This window comes from Myxococcus sp. CA023, from assembly GCF_010998615.1.
Lineage (GTDB): Bacteria > Myxococcota > Myxococcia > Myxococcales > Myxococcaceae > Myxococcus.
The window spans coordinates 35,251-53,639 of the sequence record NZ_JAAEAH010000008.1; the positions used below are offsets into that span (position 1 = coordinate 35,251).

At 69.6% G+C, this 18,389-nt stretch carries 17 protein-coding genes; 8 read left to right on the forward strand and 9 right to left on the reverse strand.

The annotated features are described in order from the left end of the window. Window positions 1-20: 20 nt before the first annotated feature. On the forward strand, window positions 21-668 hold the full coding sequence (locus F8M74_RS04940) for a hypothetical protein (RefSeq protein WP_026113860.1): 648 nt from the start codon (window positions 21-23) through the stop codon (window positions 666-668). A 51-nt stretch (window positions 669-719) separates the two neighbouring features. Here F8M74_RS04940 and F8M74_RS04945 read toward each other — a convergent pair whose 3' ends face one another. Then, entirely contained in the window at window positions 720-2,039 is a 1,320-nt protein-coding gene (locus tag F8M74_RS04945) for a response regulator (protein WP_171410196.1), read from the reverse strand. A 115-nt stretch (window positions 2,040-2,154) separates the two neighbouring features. Between F8M74_RS04945 and F8M74_RS04950 the strand changes: the two genes are divergently transcribed. From F8M74_RS04950 to F8M74_RS04975, 6 genes are all read left to right on the forward strand, one after another. Beyond that, window positions 2,155-2,505, forward strand: a complete 351-nt coding sequence (locus tag F8M74_RS04950) for an MXAN_6627.5 family MYXO-CTERM protein (RefSeq protein WP_163884333.1) — start codon at window positions 2,155-2,157, stop codon at window positions 2,503-2,505. 10 nt (window positions 2,506-2,515) lie between these two features. Further along, window positions 2,516-3,559 (forward strand): class I SAM-dependent methyltransferase, encoded by a 1,044-nt coding sequence (locus F8M74_RS04955; RefSeq protein WP_141253354.1) that lies wholly within the window; start codon window positions 2,516-2,518, stop codon window positions 3,557-3,559. Between the two features lie 111 nt (window positions 3,560-3,670). Next, window positions 3,671-5,116, forward strand: coding sequence for a UbiA family prenyltransferase (locus F8M74_RS04960; RefSeq protein ID WP_171410197.1), 1,446 nt, complete (start codon window positions 3,671-3,673; stop codon window positions 5,114-5,116). A 13-nt stretch (window positions 5,117-5,129) separates the two neighbouring features. After that, on the forward strand, window positions 5,130-6,524 hold the full coding sequence (locus tag F8M74_RS04965; protein WP_141253356.1) for an FAD-binding oxidoreductase: 1,395 nt from the start codon (window positions 5,130-5,132) through the stop codon (window positions 6,522-6,524). 24 nt (window positions 6,525-6,548) lie between these two features. After that, entirely contained in the window at window positions 6,549-7,286 is a 738-nt protein-coding gene (locus F8M74_RS04970; RefSeq protein ID WP_011556557.1) for an SDR family oxidoreductase, read from the forward strand. 118 nt (window positions 7,287-7,404) lie between these two features. Next, window positions 7,405-8,760 (forward strand): DoxX family membrane protein, encoded by a 1,356-nt coding sequence (locus F8M74_RS04975; RefSeq protein WP_141253357.1) that lies wholly within the window; start codon window positions 7,405-7,407, stop codon window positions 8,758-8,760. Between the two features lies 1 nt (window position 8,761). Here F8M74_RS04975 and F8M74_RS04980 read toward each other — a convergent pair whose 3' ends face one another. The 8 genes from F8M74_RS04980 to F8M74_RS05015 form a co-directional block, all read right to left on the reverse strand. After that, window positions 8,762-9,799 (reverse strand): MBL fold metallo-hydrolase, encoded by a 1,038-nt coding sequence (locus F8M74_RS04980; protein WP_240462276.1) that lies wholly within the window; start codon window positions 9,797-9,799, stop codon window positions 8,762-8,764. A 185-nt stretch (window positions 9,800-9,984) separates the two neighbouring features. Then, window positions 9,985-11,082: an NAD(P)/FAD-dependent oxidoreductase gene (locus F8M74_RS04985; protein WP_141253359.1), complete on the reverse strand. Its 1,098-nt coding sequence runs from the start codon at window positions 11,080-11,082 to the stop codon at window positions 9,985-9,987. Window positions 11,083-11,163: 81 nt separating this feature from the next. Then, window positions 11,164-12,942: a fatty acyl-AMP ligase gene (locus F8M74_RS04990; protein ID WP_141253360.1), complete on the reverse strand. Its 1,779-nt coding sequence runs from the start codon at window positions 12,940-12,942 to the stop codon at window positions 11,164-11,166. Continuing rightward, window positions 12,939-13,220 (reverse strand): acyl carrier protein, encoded by a 282-nt coding sequence (locus tag F8M74_RS04995; RefSeq protein WP_141253361.1) that lies wholly within the window; start codon window positions 13,218-13,220, stop codon window positions 12,939-12,941. The genes F8M74_RS04990 and F8M74_RS04995 overlap by 4 nt, the downstream gene beginning before the upstream one ends. Further along, on the reverse strand, window positions 13,213-13,788 hold the full coding sequence (locus tag F8M74_RS05000) for an isoprenylcysteine carboxyl methyltransferase family protein (protein WP_141253362.1): 576 nt from the start codon (window positions 13,786-13,788) through the stop codon (window positions 13,213-13,215). Before F8M74_RS05000 ends, F8M74_RS04995 begins: the two co-directional genes overlap by 8 nt. Next, window positions 13,782-14,864, reverse strand: a complete 1,083-nt coding sequence (locus F8M74_RS05005; RefSeq protein WP_141253363.1) for a type III polyketide synthase — start codon at window positions 14,862-14,864, stop codon at window positions 13,782-13,784. The genes F8M74_RS05000 and F8M74_RS05005 overlap by 7 nt, the downstream gene beginning before the upstream one ends. 239 nt (window positions 14,865-15,103) lie before the next feature. Then, window positions 15,104-16,690 (reverse strand): MXAN_6640 family putative metalloprotease, encoded by a 1,587-nt coding sequence (locus F8M74_RS05010; protein WP_141253364.1) that lies wholly within the window; start codon window positions 16,688-16,690, stop codon window positions 15,104-15,106. Beyond that, window positions 16,687-17,631, reverse strand: coding sequence for an HmuY family protein (locus tag F8M74_RS05015; RefSeq protein WP_301340581.1), 945 nt, complete (start codon window positions 17,629-17,631; stop codon window positions 16,687-16,689). Before F8M74_RS05015 ends, F8M74_RS05010 begins: the two co-directional genes overlap by 4 nt. Before the next feature lie 415 nt (window positions 17,632-18,046). On the opposite strand from F8M74_RS05015, the gene F8M74_RS38410 reads away from it, so the two are divergent. Beyond that, window positions 18,047-18,169 (forward strand): siderophore-interacting protein, encoded by a 123-nt coding sequence (locus tag F8M74_RS38410; protein WP_141253366.1) that lies wholly within the window; start codon window positions 18,047-18,049, stop codon window positions 18,167-18,169. The last annotated feature ends 220 nt before the right edge of the window (window positions 18,170-18,389 follow it).

The following is an 18,389-nucleotide window of genomic DNA, read 5'->3' on the forward strand; positions in this document are numbered from 1 at the left end:
CACGGCTAGGGTGCCGCGTCGTGCAGCCCATTCTCCTCGCCTTCCTGCTTGGCCTGTCCCAAGGCATGCTCCACGCCGTGGGCCCGGACCACTGCGCCGCCATGGCCACCCTCGGAACACTGGGGGGAGGCCGGCGCCGCGCCGCCATCGCCACCGCCGTGCGCTTCGCGCTGGGACACGCCGTCATGCTGGGCGGCATCGCCGCGCTCTGCATCCTGGCGGGCGTGGGCCTTTCAGAAACCTTCGAGCGCTGGGCCGAGATTTTCGGCGGCGCCGTGCTGGTGGCCCTCGCGGTGGCCGCCCTGCTGTTCCCCAGCAGCCTGGACCACGGCCACCCGCACCTGCCCGGCCACACCCAGGAGCCGCACCAGCACGTGCACACGGTGAGCACCACCGCCGGCGCGCTGATGGCCGTCAGCGGCGTGCGCTCGCTGCTTCTGGCGCTGCCTCCACTGCTGGTGGGTGGCAGCATGAGCGCGGCCGCATGGATGTACCTGCCCGGCTTCGCGCTGGGCATCCTCATCGGCATGGGCGTGGTGGGGCTGATTTTCGCGGAGGGCATCGCCCGGCTGAACGCGCAAATCACCCGCTGGGTGCAGCGCGTGGTGGCCGTGGGCTCCGGCGCGCTGGGCCTGTTCTGGATTGGCTCGCGGCTGGTCGGCGGCTGAGCCCCGGCGCGGCGTCCCCGCCCATGACGGCGGGGACGGACGGCGCGGCGGCTACCCGCGCTTGTCCAGGATGCCCAGCGACATCATCGCCACCAGGAAGCCGTAGACGACGTGCTCGGGGCGATTGGCGAAGGCCAGCAGCTCCGCCACGGTGCGGTTGCCGTCGATTTTCGGCAGCAGCTCCGCCTCCCACCGCTCCAGCTCCACTTCGTTGAGCTGGTAGGCCGGGGCCACGGCGGGGATGAGGCGGTCCTCCGGCTGGAGCAGGCGCCGCAGGCGCTCCGGCTTGTAGAGCTTCTTGATGCCCCGGACGATGAGGTTGGCCGGGTGCACGTCCAGCTTGATGGACTCCGCGCTCGCCTTCTCCCGGAAGCTCAGCACGTACGTGCCTTCATCCCACGCGAAGAGCGAGTAGATGACGGCCTTCACCTGCTGGCCCACGTAGTAGAGGCGCTCGGTGTCCTTGAGCAGCCCGCGCTCCACCAGCACGTCACCGGTGCGGCGGTTGGACTGCGCGGCCACCGCCGACGCGTCCTGGAGCTGCTCCGGCTTGATCTTCCCCACGCGAACGAGGAACTGGCCGAAGCGGTCCGCGAGCAGGTTGGAGAGGGCGAACACCGGCGTGCCCTTCTCGAAGTAGACGACCTTCTTCACCTTGCCCTTCTGCACGCCCAGCTCGCCCGTCTCGCGGGAGAGGTAGAAGGCGGTGAGGAGCGAAGGCAGGTTGTCGCGGATTTCACCACGGCGGCTGCCCGGCGCGCCCAGGGGCGGCGGGTCCGGCGGACGGCCCGGCGTGGGCGGGCGCACCTGCGTGGCCGGCACCTTCTGCATGGGGCTGGCCGTGAGGTTGGCGCCGCGAATCTCCGCCGTGATGTTGCCGCCGCCCGTCACCTTGATGCGGCCGGTCAGCTCCATGGCGTCCTGCGGGCCTTCCTCCTCCACATCGATGTCCAGCTCCACCTCGAAGGCGTCCTGGAGCGACGCGGCCGCCGCGGCGGGCTTCTCCGGAGGCAGCACCTTCGTCATCGCCTCGAGCAGCTTCTGAGCCTCGAAGGGTTTCTCGAAGTAGCCGGCCGCCTGGTACTTGGTGCGCGACTCGACGGCGTGCTTGCCACCCTTGAAGACGCCGGTGATGAAGAGGAGCGGGAGCTGGGGGTTGTCCTTACGCAGCGCGTCCGCGAGGTGGTACCCCATCATGTCGGGCAGCAGGATGTCGAGCACGGCCGCCGCCGGGGGCTGGGCCTTGGCCAGCTCCACCGCCTGCTTGCCGCGGCTCGCACCAATGACCTCGTAGCCCGCCTCCTCGAAGAGCTGCGTGAGGAGGGACAACAGCTCCTGATTGTCATCGACGACGAGGATTCGGGGTGCCATCGCGGGGCGTACCGTACCAGATGCGAAGGGAAGGGTCAGACAATCTGCCCCCGGGTGCTCCAGCCACCGCGGAAGATGCATCCGACCCTCCATGCGGTTTAGGGTGACAACCTCGATGTTCCCCTTCCGCTCCCACCTGCGTCACCTGCTGGCCTGCCTTCCCCTCCTGCTGCCCCTCGGGGCCATGGCCCAATCCGATGGCGGGCTCGACGCGGGCCTCCCCGACGCCTCCGTTGGCGAAGGCGGCGCGGACCGGGACAACCCCGAGGGGGAAGACGGTACAGGCAGGGTGAATACGTCCTGCCGTAGCAGCCGGGATTGTTCCCCCCGCTTCTCCTGCGATGACGGGCGCTGCCGCTACACTGGCGTGCGCCAGGCAGACCAGCAAGGCTGCGTGCTGGGGGGCCAGGCCGCGCTCCTCCTCGTGGGCCTGGCCGCCGTGGGCGGGTACAGGCGCAGGCGTTAGGAGCACACGCATGAGGCTGGGGCTCAAAGCGGACAACCTGCTGGAGCGCGTGGCGGACTGGCTCAACCTGGCCCCACAGCCGGTGGCCCATGCCTTCTTCGGGATGATGGCGTCGCGGACGCTGATGGCCGGCGTGCGGCTGGGCGTCTATGAAGCCCTGACGGACGGGCCCCTGTCCGCGGAGACGCTGGCGGCGCGGCTGAAGCTGTCCCAGGAGGGCACTCGCACGCTGCTGGAGGCCCTCATCGCGTGCGAGGCCGTGGAGCGTCAGCGCGGCGGACGCTACCGGCTGGCCCCTCGCGCCAGGCGATGGTTGGACCCGCGCTCGCCCCGTTACGTGGGCGCCTTCCTGGAGTTCAACTACGCGCAGTGGGACTGGTGGAACGGACTGGAGGGCGTGGTGCGCACCGGCCAGGCGGTGGACATCCACGGCTTCGCGCCCGACGACGCGCGCTGGCGCGACTACATCCACGCCATGCACCAGATGGCGCGGCTGGCCGCTCCGGAGGTCGTGGCGGCCATCCCCCTGCCCCGTGGTGCGAAGCAGGTGTTGGACCTGGGCGGCGCGCACGGCTGGTTCGCCGCCGAGCTGTGCCTGCGCAACCGGGGCCTGAAGGCCACGGTGTTGGATTTGGAAGGCAGCGCCCGCGTGGGCCGGGAAATCATCGCCTCGGCGGGGCTGAGCCACCTCGTCACCCACCGCGAAGGCGACATCCTCACCGCGGAGCTGGGCGGCCCGTACGACGGGGTGATGCTCTTCCAGGTGATGCACCACCTGTCCCCCGCACAGAACGTGGCCCTGCTGCGACGGGTGCGCGCCTCACTGGCGCCCCGGGGGACGCTGGCGGTGCTGGAGTACCTGCGTGAGAATGCCGACACGCCCACCAGCGCGGCGCCGTTGATAGGCTTGCACTACTTCCTCACCTCCGGCGCGGCCGCCTATACGCCCGCCGAGGTGGAGGGCTTCCTGGACGACGCGGGCTTCCGCATCGAGAACAGCCGCCCCATCCGGCACCTGCCCCTGCAGACGCTCCTGGTGGCCCGGCTGGACTGAGCGTCCACCCGACCGCTGAACTGGCGTGCCTGCCCGCGGAGGCCTGCCCACCCGGAAGACGCCTGCGCTACCCTGCCCGTCCTTTTGACGGCTCCCGTCACACCGTTGCCCATGCTTCCGCAAACACCACTTCCCGAGGACCCTCCGGACGTCCCGCTCGCTGTCGACCTCGACGGGACGCTGGTGCGTACGGACACGCTGCACGAGAACCTGCTCGTCCTCTTCAAACGAGCGCCCTGGCTGCTGTTTCTGGCGCCGCTGTGGGTGCTCAAGGGCAAGGCCTTCTTCAAAGCGGAAGTGGCCCGGCGCGCCGCCCTGGACGCAGCCAGCCTGCCCTACCACGAGGAGCTCCTGACGTACCTGCACGAGGAGAAGGCCCGAGGACGCCGGCTGGTGCTGGCCACCGCGGCGGACCGGCGAATCGCCGAAGCCGTGGCCACGCACCTGGGTCTCTTCTCTGACGTCGTCGCCAGCGAAGCGACGGTGAACCTGTCCGGCGCGCGCAAGCTGGCGAAGCTGAAGGAGTTGCTGGGCACCTTCGACTACGCGGGCAACGACGCGGTGGACCTGCCCTTGTGGCGTGAATGCCGCCGCATCGTCGTGGTCCACGCGCCAGCCGGGGTGCTGAAACAAGCCCAGGGTCTGGGCCGCGACGTCCACCGCGTCTTCGAGCGCCCAGCCACCCGCCTCCGCACCTGGGTGAAGGCGCTGCGCGTGCACCAGTGGGCGAAGAACGCGCTCGTCTTCGTGCCGCTACTGGCCGCCCACAAGGGCACCGAGCCGGACAGGCTGATTCAGGCACTGCTGGCGTTTACGGCCTTCAGCCTGTGCGCCTCCAGCGTGTACGTGCTGAATGACCTGCTGGACCTGGACTCCGACCGGCGACACCCGACGAAGAAGCAGCGTCCGTTCGCGGCGTGCACGCTCTCGGTGAGCACTGGCGTCATGCTGGCCCCCGTGCTGCTGCTGGCCGGCGCCGCGGTGTGCCTGCTGTTGCCGCCCGCCTTCTCCGCCCTGCTGGGCACCTACTACGTGCTGACGCTGGCCTACTCACTGCGGCTGAAGCAGGTGGTGATGTTGGACGTGCTGGTGCTGGCCGGGCTGTACACGGTGCGCATCTTCGGCGGCGCGCTCGCGGTGGACGTGCCCACGTCCAGCTGGCTGATGATGTTCAGCATGTTCCTCTTCCTCTCGCTCGCGCTGGTGAAGCGACTGAGCGAGGTCCGGCGCCTGCGGCAGTCCAATGAGACGTCCGCGCATGGCCGTGGCTACCTGGCCCAGGACTACGAGCAGCTCGCCAGCCTGGGCGCGGCTTCGGGACAGGTGTCCGTGCTGGTGCTGGCGCTCTACATCACCTCCGATGAAGTGACGGCGCTGTACGCACACCCAGAGCGGCTATGGCTCATCTGCCCGGTGATGCTGTACTGGGTGGGCCGGGTGTGGCTGCTGGCTCACCGCGGGCTGGTGAACGAGGACCCGCTCGTCTTCGCCCTGAGGGACCGGGTGAGCTACGCCGTGGGGCTCGTGTGCACGCTGGTGCTATGGGCCGCCACGTGAGAGGTCTGGCGCGATGAAGTCACGGGAGTCCTGGGGGCGTTACCCCCAAGTCGAGCAGCAGACGCACGCCCTGGTGTGGCGCACGGATGCGCTGCCCCGGAAGGACGGGAGCCTGCTGCCCCACGGGCTGGGGCGCAGCTACGGCGACTCGTGCCTCAACGCGGGGGGCACGCTGCTGCTCACCTCGGGGCTCGACCGCTTCATCGCCTTCGACCCGGCCACCGGCGTGGTCCGCTGCGAAGCGGGCGTGTCGCTGGACACGATTCTGCGCCTGGCCGCTCCGCGCGGCTGGTTCCTGCCGGTGACACCGGGCACCAAGTTCGTGACGGTGGGCGGCGCCATCGCCAACGACGTGCACGGGAAGAACCACCACCGGGGTGGCACCTTCGGCCGCTACGTGCGGCGCTTCGAATTGCTGCGCTCGGACGGCAGCCGCCGGGTGTGCGCGCCGGATGAGCATCCGGACTGGTACGGCGCGACGATTGGCGGACTGGGCCTCACCGGCCTCGTCACGTGGGCCGAGGTGCAGCTCACGCCCATCAGCAACCCGTACGTGCTTCAGGAGACGGTGCCGTTCGGGAACCTGGATGGGTTCCTCGACGTCGCCCGCGCGTCGGAGAAGGACTACGAGTTCACCATGGCGTGGGTGGACTGCCTGGCCCGGGGCAAGAAGCTGGGACGGGGGCTCCTGTACCGGGGCAACTTCGCGCCGCCGCAGTTCGACGGGCTGCCGCTGGCCAGGAGCCACCTGTCGCACGGCGTGGGGCTGGCGGTGCCCATGGACATGCCGGCCTTCTGCCTCAACCGCCTGTCGGTGTCGGCCTTCAACTGGCTCTACTACCACCGGCAGAACGGCAAGCCGAAGCAGCGGCTGACGCACTACGACCCGTTCTTCTACCCGCTGGACGCCATCTACGCGTGGAACCGCATCTATGGCCGGCGCGGCTTCCTCCAGTTCCAATGCGTGGTGCCCTACTCCACCGCGCGCGACGCGCTGAAGGAAATCCTGGAGCGCAGCTCGCGCGGCGGACTGCCCAGCTTCCTCTCCGTGCTGAAGACGTTCGGTGACATTCCCTCGCCGGGGTGGCTGTCCTTCCCGCGCGAGGGCGTGACGCTGGCCATGGACTTCGCCAACCGCGGCGAGAAGACGTGGAAGCTGGTGGAGGACCTGGACCGCCTGACGCGGCAGGCGGGCGGCGCGGTGTACCCGGCGAAGGACGCGCGGATGAGCCCGGAGAACTTCGCTGCGTACTTTCCGCAGCGGGAGCGCTTCATGCAGTACGTGGACCCGTCGTTCTCCTCGTCGTTCTGGCGGCGGGTGAATCCGGTGTCCCTGCCCTTTTCCCTGGCCGCGGAGCGAGGCGAGACGGCATCCCCGCCGCCGCGGTCCCTGCTTGCCATCCGCTGACCTTCTTTCCGAGATTCACTCCCCATGAAGAAAGTGCTCGTCCTCGGCGCCACCAGCGCCATTGCCCAGGCGACGGTGCGGCTCCTGGCCGCTCGCGGGGCCTCGCTGTACCTCACCGGCCGCAACGCGGCGAACCTCGACGCGGTGACGAAGGACGCCGCCACGCGCGGCGCGGCGAAGGTCGCGTCGCAGGTGGTGGACCTGAACGACTTCGACACGCACGAGGCGCTGGTGGAGGCCGCGTACACGGCGCTGGACGGGCTGGACGGCGTGGTGCTGGCGCACGGCGTGCTGGGTGACCAGGCAGAGGCGCAGCGCTCGTGGGCGGCGACGGAGGCGGTGCTGCGCACCAACTTCCTGAGCGCGGTGTCGCTGCTCACAGTGCTGGCCAACCGCTTCGAGGCGCAGAAGGCCGGCACGCTGGTGGTGATTTCGTCGGTGGCGGGTGACCGCGGCCGGCAGAGCAACTACGTGTACGGCGCGTCGAAGGGCGCGCTCAACGTCTTCCTCCAGGGCCTGCGCAACCGGCTGGCGAAATCCAATGTCGCGGTGGTGACAGTGAAGCCGGGCTTCGTCGACACGCCGATGACGGCGCACCTGCCGAAGAACAAGCTGTTCGCCTCGCCGGAGAAGGTGGCGCGCGGACTCTTGAGCGCCGCGGACTCGCGGAAGAACGAAGTCTACGTGCCCGGCATCTGGGCGCTCATCATGCTCATCATCCGGACGATTCCGGAGACCGTGTTCAAGCGCATGAAGCTCTGAGCAGGCAGGGCCTCCCTCTGGCGCGGAGAAAAGGCCCGTCAGGGGAGCGCCTCCGCTGTGACGGGGGCGACTGGAAAGTACCTGGGATATTCCGGATAGACTGTCAGGCCAGCCCACCATGAGCGCCACGGCCTCCCTGTCCCCGGTCCCCGAGCCCCAGCCCGCCGCGTCCGAGGCGAGCGTGACACCTTCCGCGCCCGAAGCATGGAGTCTCGCGCGGCGGCTGGCCTTCCGCTTCGCCTTCGCCTACCTGGCCATCTATTTCTTCCCGTTCCCCTTGGACCTCATCCCCGTCCTGGGTGACTTCATCACCTCGTTCCAGGAGGGGCTCTGGAAGGCCGTGGTGCCCTGGGTCGGCAAGCACATGTTGCGGCTGTCCACGGACATCACCGTGATGCCCAACGGCAGCGGCGACACCACGTTCAACTACGTGCAGGTGCTGATGAACTTCGTCATCGCCGTGGTGGTGACGGGCGTCTGGTCCGTCATCGACCGACGCCGCACCGAGTACGTGAAAGCCCACGACGTGCTGCACGCGAACGTCCGGTACGTGCTCGCGATGAGCATGCTGTCCTACGGACTGGCCAAGCTCTTCAAATCCCAGTTCCCCTTCCCCAGCCCGGAGCGGCTGGCACAGCCGCTGGGAGACTTCTCCCCCATGGGCCTGCTGTGGAACTTCATGGGCTACTCGACGGGCTACAATGTCTTCACGGGCGGCGCGGAGTTCCTGGGCGGCTGCCTGCTGCTCTTCCGGCGCACAACGACGCTGGGCGCGCTCGTCGTCGCGGGCGTCATGGTCAACGTGGTGGCGCTCAACTTCTTCTACGACGTCCCCGTCAAACTCTATTCGTCCCACCTGCTGCTGATGTCGCTGTTCCTGGTGCTGCCCGATGCCCGACGGCTGCTCGACGTGCTGGTGCTCAACCGCGCCACGCAGCCTCGCCCGCTCCAGTCGCCTTTCCCACCTTCGCGCTGGCTGAGTGGCGCCGGACTCGTGATGAAGGTCCTGGTGGTGGGCGGCATCGCCTACGGGTTTGGGAGCTCGCGGCTGGAGTTCATCCGCAAGTACGGGGACTCCGCGCCGCGTCCCCCGTTCTACGGCTACTACACGGTCGACTCCTTCACCCAGGACGGGCAACGCCTGGATGCCACGTCCGGAGACGCCCGGCGGTGGAAGGCGGTGACCGTCAGTCGCTTCGGCCGGATGAACATCAAGCGCACGGACGACACCGTGAAGTCCTTCGGACTGGAGGAGGACGCACCGAAGAAGACGCTCACCCTCATCGAAGGCCAGGACGACACCGCGAAGAAGTTCGTGCTCGCCTACACGCGCTCGGACGCGAACCAACTCATCCTCCAGGGCACGTTCCAGGAGGCCGCCATCGAGGTCCGCCTCACGCGGGTGGATGAGTCCAAGTTCCTCTTGCTCAACCGGGGCTTCAACTGGATTCAGGAGACCCCCTTCAACCGCTGACTCAGTCCAGCGCGGGCACGTCGCGGCCCTCGCCGAAGCCCAGGGCCCAGAAGCGCGGCCGGACGGGCTCGCGCGCCAGCAGCCACAGCAGGTGGTACTTCGCCTCGTCCTGGCCATCCAGCGCGAGCGCGAAGGTGCCGTAGTGCATGGCCACCGACGTGGCCGAGCGCAGCACCTTGTGCGCCTGGAGGGCTTCCACCGGCCCCATGTGGACCGGACGGAAGGCGGTGGGCCGGTAGGCGCCAATGGGCAGCACCGACAGCCGCATGGGACCGAAGCGCTCGGCCATCATCGCGAAGTGGGGACCGAAGCCTGTGTCGCCGGCGAAGAACACCGGCCCGCCGGATGTGGCGAGGACGTAGCCCGCCCAGAGCGTCGCCGCGCTGTCGGTGAGCCCGCGGTTGGAGCGGTGCTGCGCCGGCACCGCCGTCACCGTGCGGCCCGGCGCCACCTCCGTGGACTTCCACCAGTCCAGCTCCACCACGTGCCGGAAGCCCTCGCCGTCCAGCAGCGCCTTGTTGCCCAGACCCACGATGAAGCGCGGATGGTGCGCCTCCTCCAGGCGCCGCAGCGTCGGCAAGTCCATGTGGTCGTAGTGGTTGTGACTCACCACCACCACGTCGATGGGCGGCAGGTCCTCGAAGCGGATGCCCGGAGGCCGCACGCGCCTGGGGCCGATGAAGGGCACCGGGCTCGGACGGTCCGAATAGATGGGGTCCGTCAGCATGTTGAGCCCGTCCGCCTGGACGAGCACGGTGGCGTGGTTGATGAACGTCACCCGGAGTTGTCCCGGTCCCACGCGCTCGGGAGGCGGCTTGCCTGGAGCGAATTCCTCGTAGTCCCGCCACGGGCCGCGAGGCCCCTTGCGCAGCGCCTTGAAGACCTCCTCCGGACTCAGGCGCTTGACGGGCTCCAGGTTCTGGAAGTGCTCACCGTCGAAGTGCTCCGTCACCGGGCCCTGGTGGCGGGGACCCGCGAAGAGGCAGCCCCCAAGCCACGGTGCTGACAGCAGCAGCACCAGCGACAGGCGTTTCGTCATGGGCCGGGAAAAACGGTCCAGGGACATGGGTGCGGTGCTCCATCCAGACAGGACTGGGAAGACGCCCGCGCGGCCCGGGCTCGACGTCCATGTCTCGGCGTGACAGTGGACCGGGTTTGCGCCCGTCCGGCAACCGGCAACACACGTCTGGGGACACCAACGCCTCCGCGCCCCTCAGCCCCCGCTCACGTCACGACGGCGTGCAGGATGCGCTCGAACAGCCAGGGCGTCTTTCCCAGCAGCCGCACCACAGGACGGCGAAGCCAGGGCCGACGCGCCAGCATGAGCAGCGCGCCTGTCGATAGGGAGTACTTGCGGAAGACCCGCTGGAAACACTGCTCGTAGGGCATCAGCGCCTCGCGCGTGGCGCCATGGACGAGCGCCTCCGGTAGGAGGTTCCCCAGCGACTCCGCGCACACGAAGGCCAACGACAGGCCCTCTCCGGTGATGGCGTCCACGTAGCCCGCCGCGTCTCCCACCAGCGCGAAGCGGTCGGCGATGCGCGCTCGGGACACCCGGGCCAGCGGTCCCGCGCCGCGGGGCTGTGAGTCCGGCTCCGAACCAGAGAACCGCTCCGACAGTTTGGGGAAGCAGGCCAGCAGCGTCTCGAAGCTCACCCGCCCGTCCATCACGCCGTCCTCCCAGAGGAAGGCCACGCCCACGCGCCGCACGCCCGCGGGCGTCACGTAGGCCTCCACGCCATGCGCGAAGTGGATCTCCACATAGGGCGTCCACGGCGCGACCTGGAAGTGTCGTCGCAGGCCGAAACGGCGCGGTCCCGTCGGCTCCACCTCCAGACCTTCCGCGCGGCGCAGCGGTGAAGCCAGCCCGTCCGCGGCCACCAGCATGGCGGCCTCCACCGGGCCTTCGGCAGTGTGCAGCACCACGCCATTGCCATCCCGCTGGTGGGACAGCACCTGCGTGCGCTCGCGCAACTCCACGCCCACCGTGCGCGCCCGCGACACCAGCGCCGTGGCCAGCGCCACGCGCCGCACGCCCAGCGCGCCCTTGCCTGGGAACAGGCCCTCCGCCGTGCTGCCATCTTCCTGGACGTAGCGGATGCCCACGCAGGGATGGCTGCCCTGGTCATCCAGCAGAGGCAGGACGCCCAACCGCTCCAGCACCGCCATGCCGGGAGGCAGCAGCCCTTCGCCACAGGCCTTGTCCACCGGCGCGGTGCCACGCTCCAGCACCACGGTGTTCAGCCCACGCAACGTGGTGGTGATGGCCACCGCCAGCCCCGCGGGCCCTCCGCCCACTACGGCGACGTCATACCGCTTCACGGCGTGGTCTCCTCCGGGACTCGCATCCCCATGACGGCGGGCCTCACGCTGACGCCGTGCACGGCCCGGTGGCCTGATACCTCACGTGTCGCTCTCCGCGCGGACCATCGCCAGCGCGCTCCGAGCCATCTCCACCGCCAGCCCTACCGCGCCCATCTTCTTCGGCGGCGCCAGGTCCTCGGCCAGGTAGCGTCGCAGCGCCTCGGCGCGGCGCAGCTTGCCACTGGACGTGCGCGGCAATGTGCCTGGCACGAGCATCCGCACGGTGTGAGGCCGCACGCCCGTGGTCTCCACCACCGCCGCGCGGATGCGCTCCTCGACCACGTCATCCGCCTCCTGCCCCGAGCGCTCCGCGAGGATGAGCAGCGCCTCGTCCTCGCCACCCTCGGGCGTGAAGCCCAGCGCCACCGCGCAGCCCGCGCGCACGCCCGCCACGCTCTGCAGCGGCTCCTCGAACGCCTGCGGCGCGTGGTTCGCGCCTCGGATGATGACCACGTCCTTCGCCCGGCCCGTGAGGAACAGCTCGCCCTCCGCGATGAAGCCCAGGTCGCCCGTGTCGAGCCATCCGTCCCGCGTCAGCGTCCGGTCCGTGGCCTGCGCATCCGCGAAGTAGCCGGCCATCAGGGACGGCCCCCGCGCGAAGACCTGGCCCACGCACCGCTCCGCGAGCGCCTCGCCCGTCTCGCCGCGCACCTCCACCTCGAAGCCCGCCACGGGCATGCCCACGCTCACCAACTCACGCGAGCCCTCCGCCACCCGGCCTTCCCGCGCCAGCAGCCCCGCGTCCACGCCCAGCGCGCGCGGCCCCCGCCCTTCCGGCGGGAAGGTGACGGCGAGCGACGCCTCGGACAGCCCGTACACCGGCCGCAACGCCCGCGCGGAGAAGCCCCACCGCTCGAAACGCACCGAGAAGCGGCGCAGCGTGTCCACGGACACCGGCTCCGCGCCGTTGAGCGCGTGCCGCCACGACGACAGGTCCACCCCGTCCAGCTCCGCGTCCTTCACCCGCTTCAAACACAGGCCATAGGCGAAGTTGGGCGCGGGAGAGATGTAGCCCCGGTGGCGAGACAGCGCGCGGAGCCACAACGCGGGCCGTGCGAGGAAGGCCTCGGGGGGAATCAGCACCAGGCTTCCCGGGTAGTACAGCGCGGACAGCAGACAGCCGATGAGCCCCATGTCGTGGTACAGCGGCAGCCAGCTCACGCCCACCCGGGGCACCCCCGCCCCCAGCGGCATCGCCATCTCCAGCGCCGCGACCTGCGCCAGCAGGGCTTCGTGCGTCAGCGTCACCGGCTTCGGATCCACCGTGGAACCGGACGAGAACTGGATGAGCCCCAGCGTGCCCGGCCGCACCGGGACCTCCAGCACGTCATCCCCCCGGGACACATCGTCCACCGTGTGGCACCCCAGCCGGGGACGCGCGCGCTCCACGCTGGGCCCCAGCAGCAGGCGCACGCGAGCGTCCGTCAAGACCATCACCGAGCCCGTTACGTGGAGCATCCGCGAGGTCGCGCGGTGGTACTCCTCCAGTCGCCCCAGCCGAACCGGCGGGTACAGCGGCACCGGTACCGCGCCCGCGAACAACGTGCCGAAGAAGGCATCCATGAAGGCCGGCGACGTGGGCAGCAGCAACGCCACCCGGTCACCCTCGCTCACGCCCAGCCGGGCCAGCCCCGCGGCGGTGCGCTTCGCCCTGCGGTACACGTCCGCCCAGGGCATGGACACCTCGCGCTCGGCCGCGTCCACGAAGGTGAGCCCCAGCGGCGACGTGCGCCCGGTGTCCGCGAGCGCCGCGTTCACCGTCAGATGCCTGGGCGGAGGCAACGCCGGGCCCACCAGTCGCGAGCCAGCGTCCTTCACGGCAGGGCCTCCTCCGGTATGGGTTCCACCGGAGCCGCGACCCGCTGCGCCACCAGCTTCGCCAGGTCTCCCACCGTGCGCACGCCCTGCGCGTCCTCTTCGGACAGGCGGATGCGGAAGCGGTTCTCCAGCCCCACCGCCAGCACCGTGAGGCCCAGGCTGTCCAACTGGAGGTCACGCACCAGGTCCTGCGAGGGCTCCACCGCGCCCTTCCACTCCAGCTCCTCGGTGACGATGCGATGAATCTCCGTCATGACCTCCAGTTCGCGTTCAGCCACGTGGCACCTCCGGAATGAAACGAGGGCGATGGGAGAACGCCTGCGCGTACACCTCGCCCAGCGCCGCCTCCTCCGCGCGGATTCGCACGTAGAGCAGCGCCGCATTGCCCACTGAGAAGACCAGCGCCGTCCACCATGCACCGTGGATGAGCGGCACGCACGCCAGTTCCAACACCACCGCGACATAGTTGGGATGACGCAGGAAGCGGTAGGGCCCGCCCGTCACCGGCGCCAGCCCCGGCACCACGATGATGCGCGAGTTCCACCGGTCGCCCAGCGTGGCGATGGCCCAGTAACGCAGCCCCTGCGCCAGCACCGCGCCCGCCAGCGCCGCCCAGCCCCACGCGCCCGGGAAGCCGCGCCGCAGCAGGAACACCTCCGCCACGCACGCCACCAGGAACAGCGTGTGGAACACCACCATGAAGCGGTAGTGCCGCTGCCCCGTCTCCACCCCGCCGCGCGCGAAGGCCCGGGCGGCGTTGCGCTTGGAGAGCACCAGCTCCACCAGCCGCTCCACGACGAGCGCGACCATGAAGCCCAGGAAGAGGGCTTGCGTGGAGGTCACCATCGCAGCAGCACCATCTCCGCGCCGAAGCCCGGCCCCATGGCCATCATCACGCCCCACTCCCCCGGCTGCGCGCGGACGGACTCCAGCGTCTCTCCGAGCACGAAGAGCACCGACGCGGAGGAGAGATTGCCCACCTCGCGCAGGGAGGCCCACGAGCGCTCCAGCGCCGAGGGCGCCAGCTCCAGCGCCTCCTCGAAGGCCTCCAGCACCTTGGGCCCGCCGGTGTGCGCCACCCAGTGCCGGATGTCCCCGCGCTTCAGTCCATGCTGCGCGAGGAAGCCATCCACGTTGCCCCGGATGTGGTCCTTCACGAGCCCCGGCACCTTGGCGGACAGCACCACCTTGAAGCCGGAGTCCACCACGTCCCAGCCCATGATGCGCTCGGTGTCCGGGTAGAACACGGAGCGCGACGCCACCACGCGCGGCCCTCGCGCACCTGGGGCCGCCGCGCCTCGGAGCACCGCGCACGCCGCGCCGTCGCCGAAGAGGCCGGACGCGATGATGTTCGGAATGGACAGGTCCTCGCGCTGCAACGTGAGCGAACACAACTCCACAGCGATGACGACCGCTGTGTGCTCCGGAAAGCCGCGCAGGTAGTCCGCCGCCCGGGCCACGCCCGCCGCGCCCGCCACGCATCCCAGACCGAAGAGCGGCGTGCGCTTGAAGTCCTCCCGGAAGCGCATGCGGTTGGCCAGCCGCGCGTCGATGCTCGGCGTGGCGATGCCCGTCACGGTGACGAAGAAGACGTGGTCCACCTCCCCGGGCGTGAGCTCCGCCGCGTCCAAGGCCTGGCGCACCACCGTTTCGCCCAACTCCGTGGCCGAGCGAATCCAGGCGTCATTGCGCTGCTGGAATGTCAACAGCGGCGGATAAGCCTCCAGGGGCAACGCCAGATGCCGTCCTCCCACCCGGACGGCGCGGTGCAGGTCCTCCAGCCGCTCCAGGTTGAAGTGGCGCGTGGCCCACATCTCGCGGAACGCGGCGATGAGCTGCTCCTGACTGGCGTAGTGCGGCGGGAGTGCCCGCCCCACGGCACGGATGGAGGGCGAGCGGTCCTGGCCTGAGGCACTGAGCATGGCGTTCCCGGGTCATTCGCGTCGGTGGAGAGTTGACGCTTAATCGGAGATAGCTTCCAACGCGATACGGGATGTTCCCGCTTCCGTCTCCCGCGCGCACCTCGCCTGTCCGACTGTCACGCGGATGACGCACACGGCCGTCGCGGCCGACGCATCAACAACACGTGTCGGGAATCCCCTGGGCGGTGGCGTCGAAGAAATCCGTCCCGCTCCATGCACAAGCGTTGAACGAACCTTGCTCAACGCCGGATGAAGGCCGCCACCAGCAACAGGAGCAGCGCCCACGTCAGTCCGCCCGGTGCCGACGAACAGCCACCCTCGTCACGCTGCGACGGAGGCGGGGGCTCACCTGGAACACCCGCGTCGACACCACCATCCAGGTCTCCTCCTGGACCTGCGTCGACGCCGCCATCCGGCTCACCGCCCACGCCACCGTCCAGGTCGACCCCTCCGTCCGGGTCGGTCGGTGGCACGGTGGCGCAGGGCGCGCCGGAGTCCTCCCCGGAGATGCACAGCCGCCCATACCGGCCCAGGCCTTCGCGCCGTCCGTCCACCACGGCGACGATGACGTGCGTGGCGTCCTCGGCGTCCACGTGAGCGGACAGGGTCCCCACGCCGTCCGCGCGTGCGACGCGTAGCACCTGCGTCGGCGTCACCGCGGCCACCAGCAGGTGGATGGCGGGAGAGTCCTCGCCCTCGGTGGGCTCGAAGGAGGCGGTGACAGCAGACGTTCCACCTTCCACCTCGAAGTAGCGCGCCGACGCGGCCGCCACCCGCACGGACGGCTCCGCCACCGGCAGCGTGCGTGGCGCGACGGTCAGCAGCGCATAGCCCTCACCGTTCTCATAACCCGCGCCCTGTGCCCGGCGCGGTCCGGTGGCCAGGTTCCACAGGGCGAACTCCGCGAAGGCGGTGTCGAAGTCAGCGCCCCAGTCGCGCTGTAGCGCCGTCTCCACCAGCACCGGCCAGCGGACCGATGGCGTCACGACGCTTTCCTCCCACAGCGAGCGCACCACCCCATCCCCGAAGCGCTCGCCCAGGAACTGGAAGTAGATGCTCGTGCCATAGCTGAAGGACACCGCCGGCCCTTCCGGGTCCAGCACCAGGGTGCGGTCCGGACGCGACAGGTACGCGGCGGTGAATCGCTCCAGGTCATCAAGCGCGGGCCGGTAGCGCTCACTGGCCCAGACCGCGGTGCCCTCCGATGCCACGCTGCCCAGGCCCGGGTGATAGGCCGCCTGCACCGCGTGGAAGAACTCGTGGCTGGCGAGGATGTCCACCGCCTCGTCATAGGACGGGTAGCTGTAGCCCGCGAAGTCGTTCTCCTGGAGCATGTGCCCGGTGCAGCGCGACGACGCCTCCAGACAGCCGTCCAGCCGGAAGGCTCCGTCCGCGATGCCACCGAAGTCCACCAGGTACACATCGAAGCGGCCGTCGCCGCCGTTGTCGCTCCCCACCCAGCCGTCATCCGGCGGCAGACGGAAGCCCAGCCCTTCATAGAAGACGGCGACGCGGTCATACGCGGACGCGACGGTCTCCACCGCGTCCGGAACACCACTCCCGTCCGCGTCCGCCGCCGGCACGGCGTTGGAACCCGAACGGGAGAAGTGGATGCGAAAGAGCCCCCCAGGGGACACGACCGATTCCACCGCCTCGCCCTCGTCGAAGCGCGGAGGCATCGCCGAGGGCGAGGTGGGGCGCGCTCCCGCTTGCAGTCCCGCGTCCCACGTCACGAACGACTCGTGCCGTTCGTGCGGTTCACGCGAAGCCTGCTGGACAGGTCCACACCCGAAAGGGATGAGCAGGAGCAGCGCCCGCAGCTTCATGGCAGGAAGGCCCACTTCACGCGGAGCTGACCCGAGCCGCTCGGCGTCCCCGACGGCAACTCATTCGTCGCGTTGCAATGCGCCTGCACGGCCAACTCATAGTAGGACGTCACTTCGAACTTCACGTGGCGCCCGTCCGTCAGGCGGATGATGAAGACATCCCCCGACATCCTCACGCAGCCCTGGTAGGACCAGAAGCTGCTCAGCGCCATCGTCGGCCCGGAGAGCCCCGAGTTGTCCGGGATGAACTCACACGTGTCGGTGTACCAGGCGTCGGACTGGAAGGTCAGGTCCGCGGGCACGGACGTCACGGTCTCGAAGCGGGTGCCCGTGGGCAGCCGCGCCACGCCAATGCAGGACGGGCCGGACGTGCCGCCGTTCAGCCGGATGTAGTAACGACGGAACGCGATGTCCCAGCCGTGGTCGCCCAGCGACGTCTGGTCGTCGATGTTGACCCGGGCCAGGCCCTCGGACGTAAAGCGGGCGTAGGTGTAGGACTGGTTCACCGTGAGGCCACCCGCGCGGGCGTCGATGTACGAACGGAACTCGCCCGCCGGCGCCTCCTCCTCGTACATCGCAGTCGTCGACGGCGTCGTGAGCAGGTTCAGCCGGTCGATGCTCTGCTCGCGGCAGGGCACGTCGCTCTGGCACAGCGGCTCCGTGCCCGCATCCGACTCAGGCTCCGTGCCCGCATCCGACTCAGGCTCCGTGCCCGCGTCCGGCTCGGGCTCCGTGCCCGCGTCCGCCTCAGGCTCCGTTCCAGAGTCCGGCGTCGGGTTCGTCCCGGAGTCCGTCTGTCCGGCGTCGGGAACCGGGGTGGGGTCTTCATCAGACGAACCACAGTTCACCAACAGGGCCAGCGCCATCGCCACGGCGGCCAGCACCCACAGGCCCTGCTTGCTGGCCTTCGTGTGCATCGTTTCTTCGGTGTGAGTCTTCATCAACGGCCCTCTCCCTCGGATGGTGCGGAGCCGGAGACCACCGATGGCCAGGACAAGACGCACACGGCGCTGTGCCATTCCGGCCTCCACGCGTGGCACCTTAGTTGATAACGATTCTCATATTCAATATTCGACCCATGAAATCATCGTCCTCCTGAAGCGCCCATGCCGGAAATGCCCGCAGTCCTCGCAAATACCCTCGTGCCGTGGTTCGCGAAGCCCACCCGCGTCACTTCGGTGGAGACGCTGGCACCTCGACTGCGCCGCGTGCGCTTCGAGGGCGAGTCGCTCAAGGGTGTCCGCGCCGAGCCCGGCCACGAAGTGGAGTTCCGTGTCGGCCCGACGGCCTTCCGGCACGACACGCCGTCACTGGTGGACCCAGCGCGTGGAGCGCTCGAGGTCGTCGTCTTCTTCCATGGCCAAGGCCCCGGCAGCAGCTGTCATCATGCTGCGCCAGGAACTGCTCGACCGGCGCGGCTTCGCGAAGCGCGACGTGCGCAGCAAAGCCTACTGGGCGGACGGCAAGCGGGGCTTCTGATCGCGACGTGCGGATGAAGCGAGCAGGCGGAGACTGTTGAGAGAGAGGAGGTACCGCCTGCCATGTCCGGTACGCAATCTCTCGACCTGCGCGATCGGTCCATCGCAGCCTGGCAAGAGAGTCCTCCTCCTGGCGGCCATTTCTCCGCGCGATGCAGCCGGTGGGTTGGCCCACCGCGGCGACGCAATCGCCCAGCCCTTTTGAGGCGCGCCATGAGGCG

Excerpts from the sequence above, each read along its gene's own strand:
- F8M74_RS04945 (WP_171410196.1), bottom strand. The coding sequence starts at position 2,039 with ATGGCACCCCGAATCCTCGTCGTCGATGACAATCAGGAGCTGTTGTCC.
- F8M74_RS04950 (WP_163884333.1), top strand. The coding sequence starts at position 2,155 with ATGTTCCCCTTCCGCTCCCACCTGCGTCACCTGCTGGCCTGCCTTCCC.
- F8M74_RS04955 (WP_141253354.1), top strand. The coding sequence starts at position 2,516 with ATGAGGCTGGGGCTCAAAGCGGACAACCTGCTGGAGCGCGTGGCGGAC.
- F8M74_RS04960 (WP_171410197.1), top strand. The coding sequence starts at position 3,671 with ATGCTTCCGCAAACACCACTTCCCGAGGACCCTCCGGACGTCCCGCTC.
- F8M74_RS04965 (WP_141253356.1), top strand. The coding sequence starts at position 5,130 with ATGAAGTCACGGGAGTCCTGGGGGCGTTACCCCCAAGTCGAGCAGCAG.
- F8M74_RS04970 (WP_011556557.1), top strand. The coding sequence starts at position 6,549 with ATGAAGAAAGTGCTCGTCCTCGGCGCCACCAGCGCCATTGCCCAGGCG.
- F8M74_RS04975 (WP_141253357.1), top strand. The coding sequence starts at position 7,405 with ATGAGCGCCACGGCCTCCCTGTCCCCGGTCCCCGAGCCCCAGCCCGCC.
- F8M74_RS04980 (WP_240462276.1), bottom strand. The coding sequence starts at position 9,799 with ATGACGAAACGCCTGTCGCTGGTGCTGCTGCTGTCAGCACCGTGGCTT.
- F8M74_RS05000 (WP_141253362.1), bottom strand. The coding sequence starts at position 13,788 with ATGGTGACCTCCACGCAAGCCCTCTTCCTGGGCTTCATGGTCGCGCTC.
- F8M74_RS05005 (WP_141253363.1), bottom strand. The coding sequence starts at position 14,864 with ATGCTCAGTGCCTCAGGCCAGGACCGCTCGCCCTCCATCCGTGCCGTG.
- F8M74_RS05010 (WP_141253364.1), bottom strand. The coding sequence starts at position 16,690 with ATGAAGCTGCGGGCGCTGCTCCTGCTCATCCCTTTCGGGTGTGGACCT.
- F8M74_RS05015 (WP_301340581.1), bottom strand. The coding sequence starts at position 17,631 with ATGAAGACTCACACCGAAGAAACGATGCACACGAAGGCCAGCAAGCAG.
- F8M74_RS38410 (WP_141253366.1), top strand. The coding sequence starts at position 18,047 with ATGGCCAAGGCCCCGGCAGCAGCTGTCATCATGCTGCGCCAGGAACTG.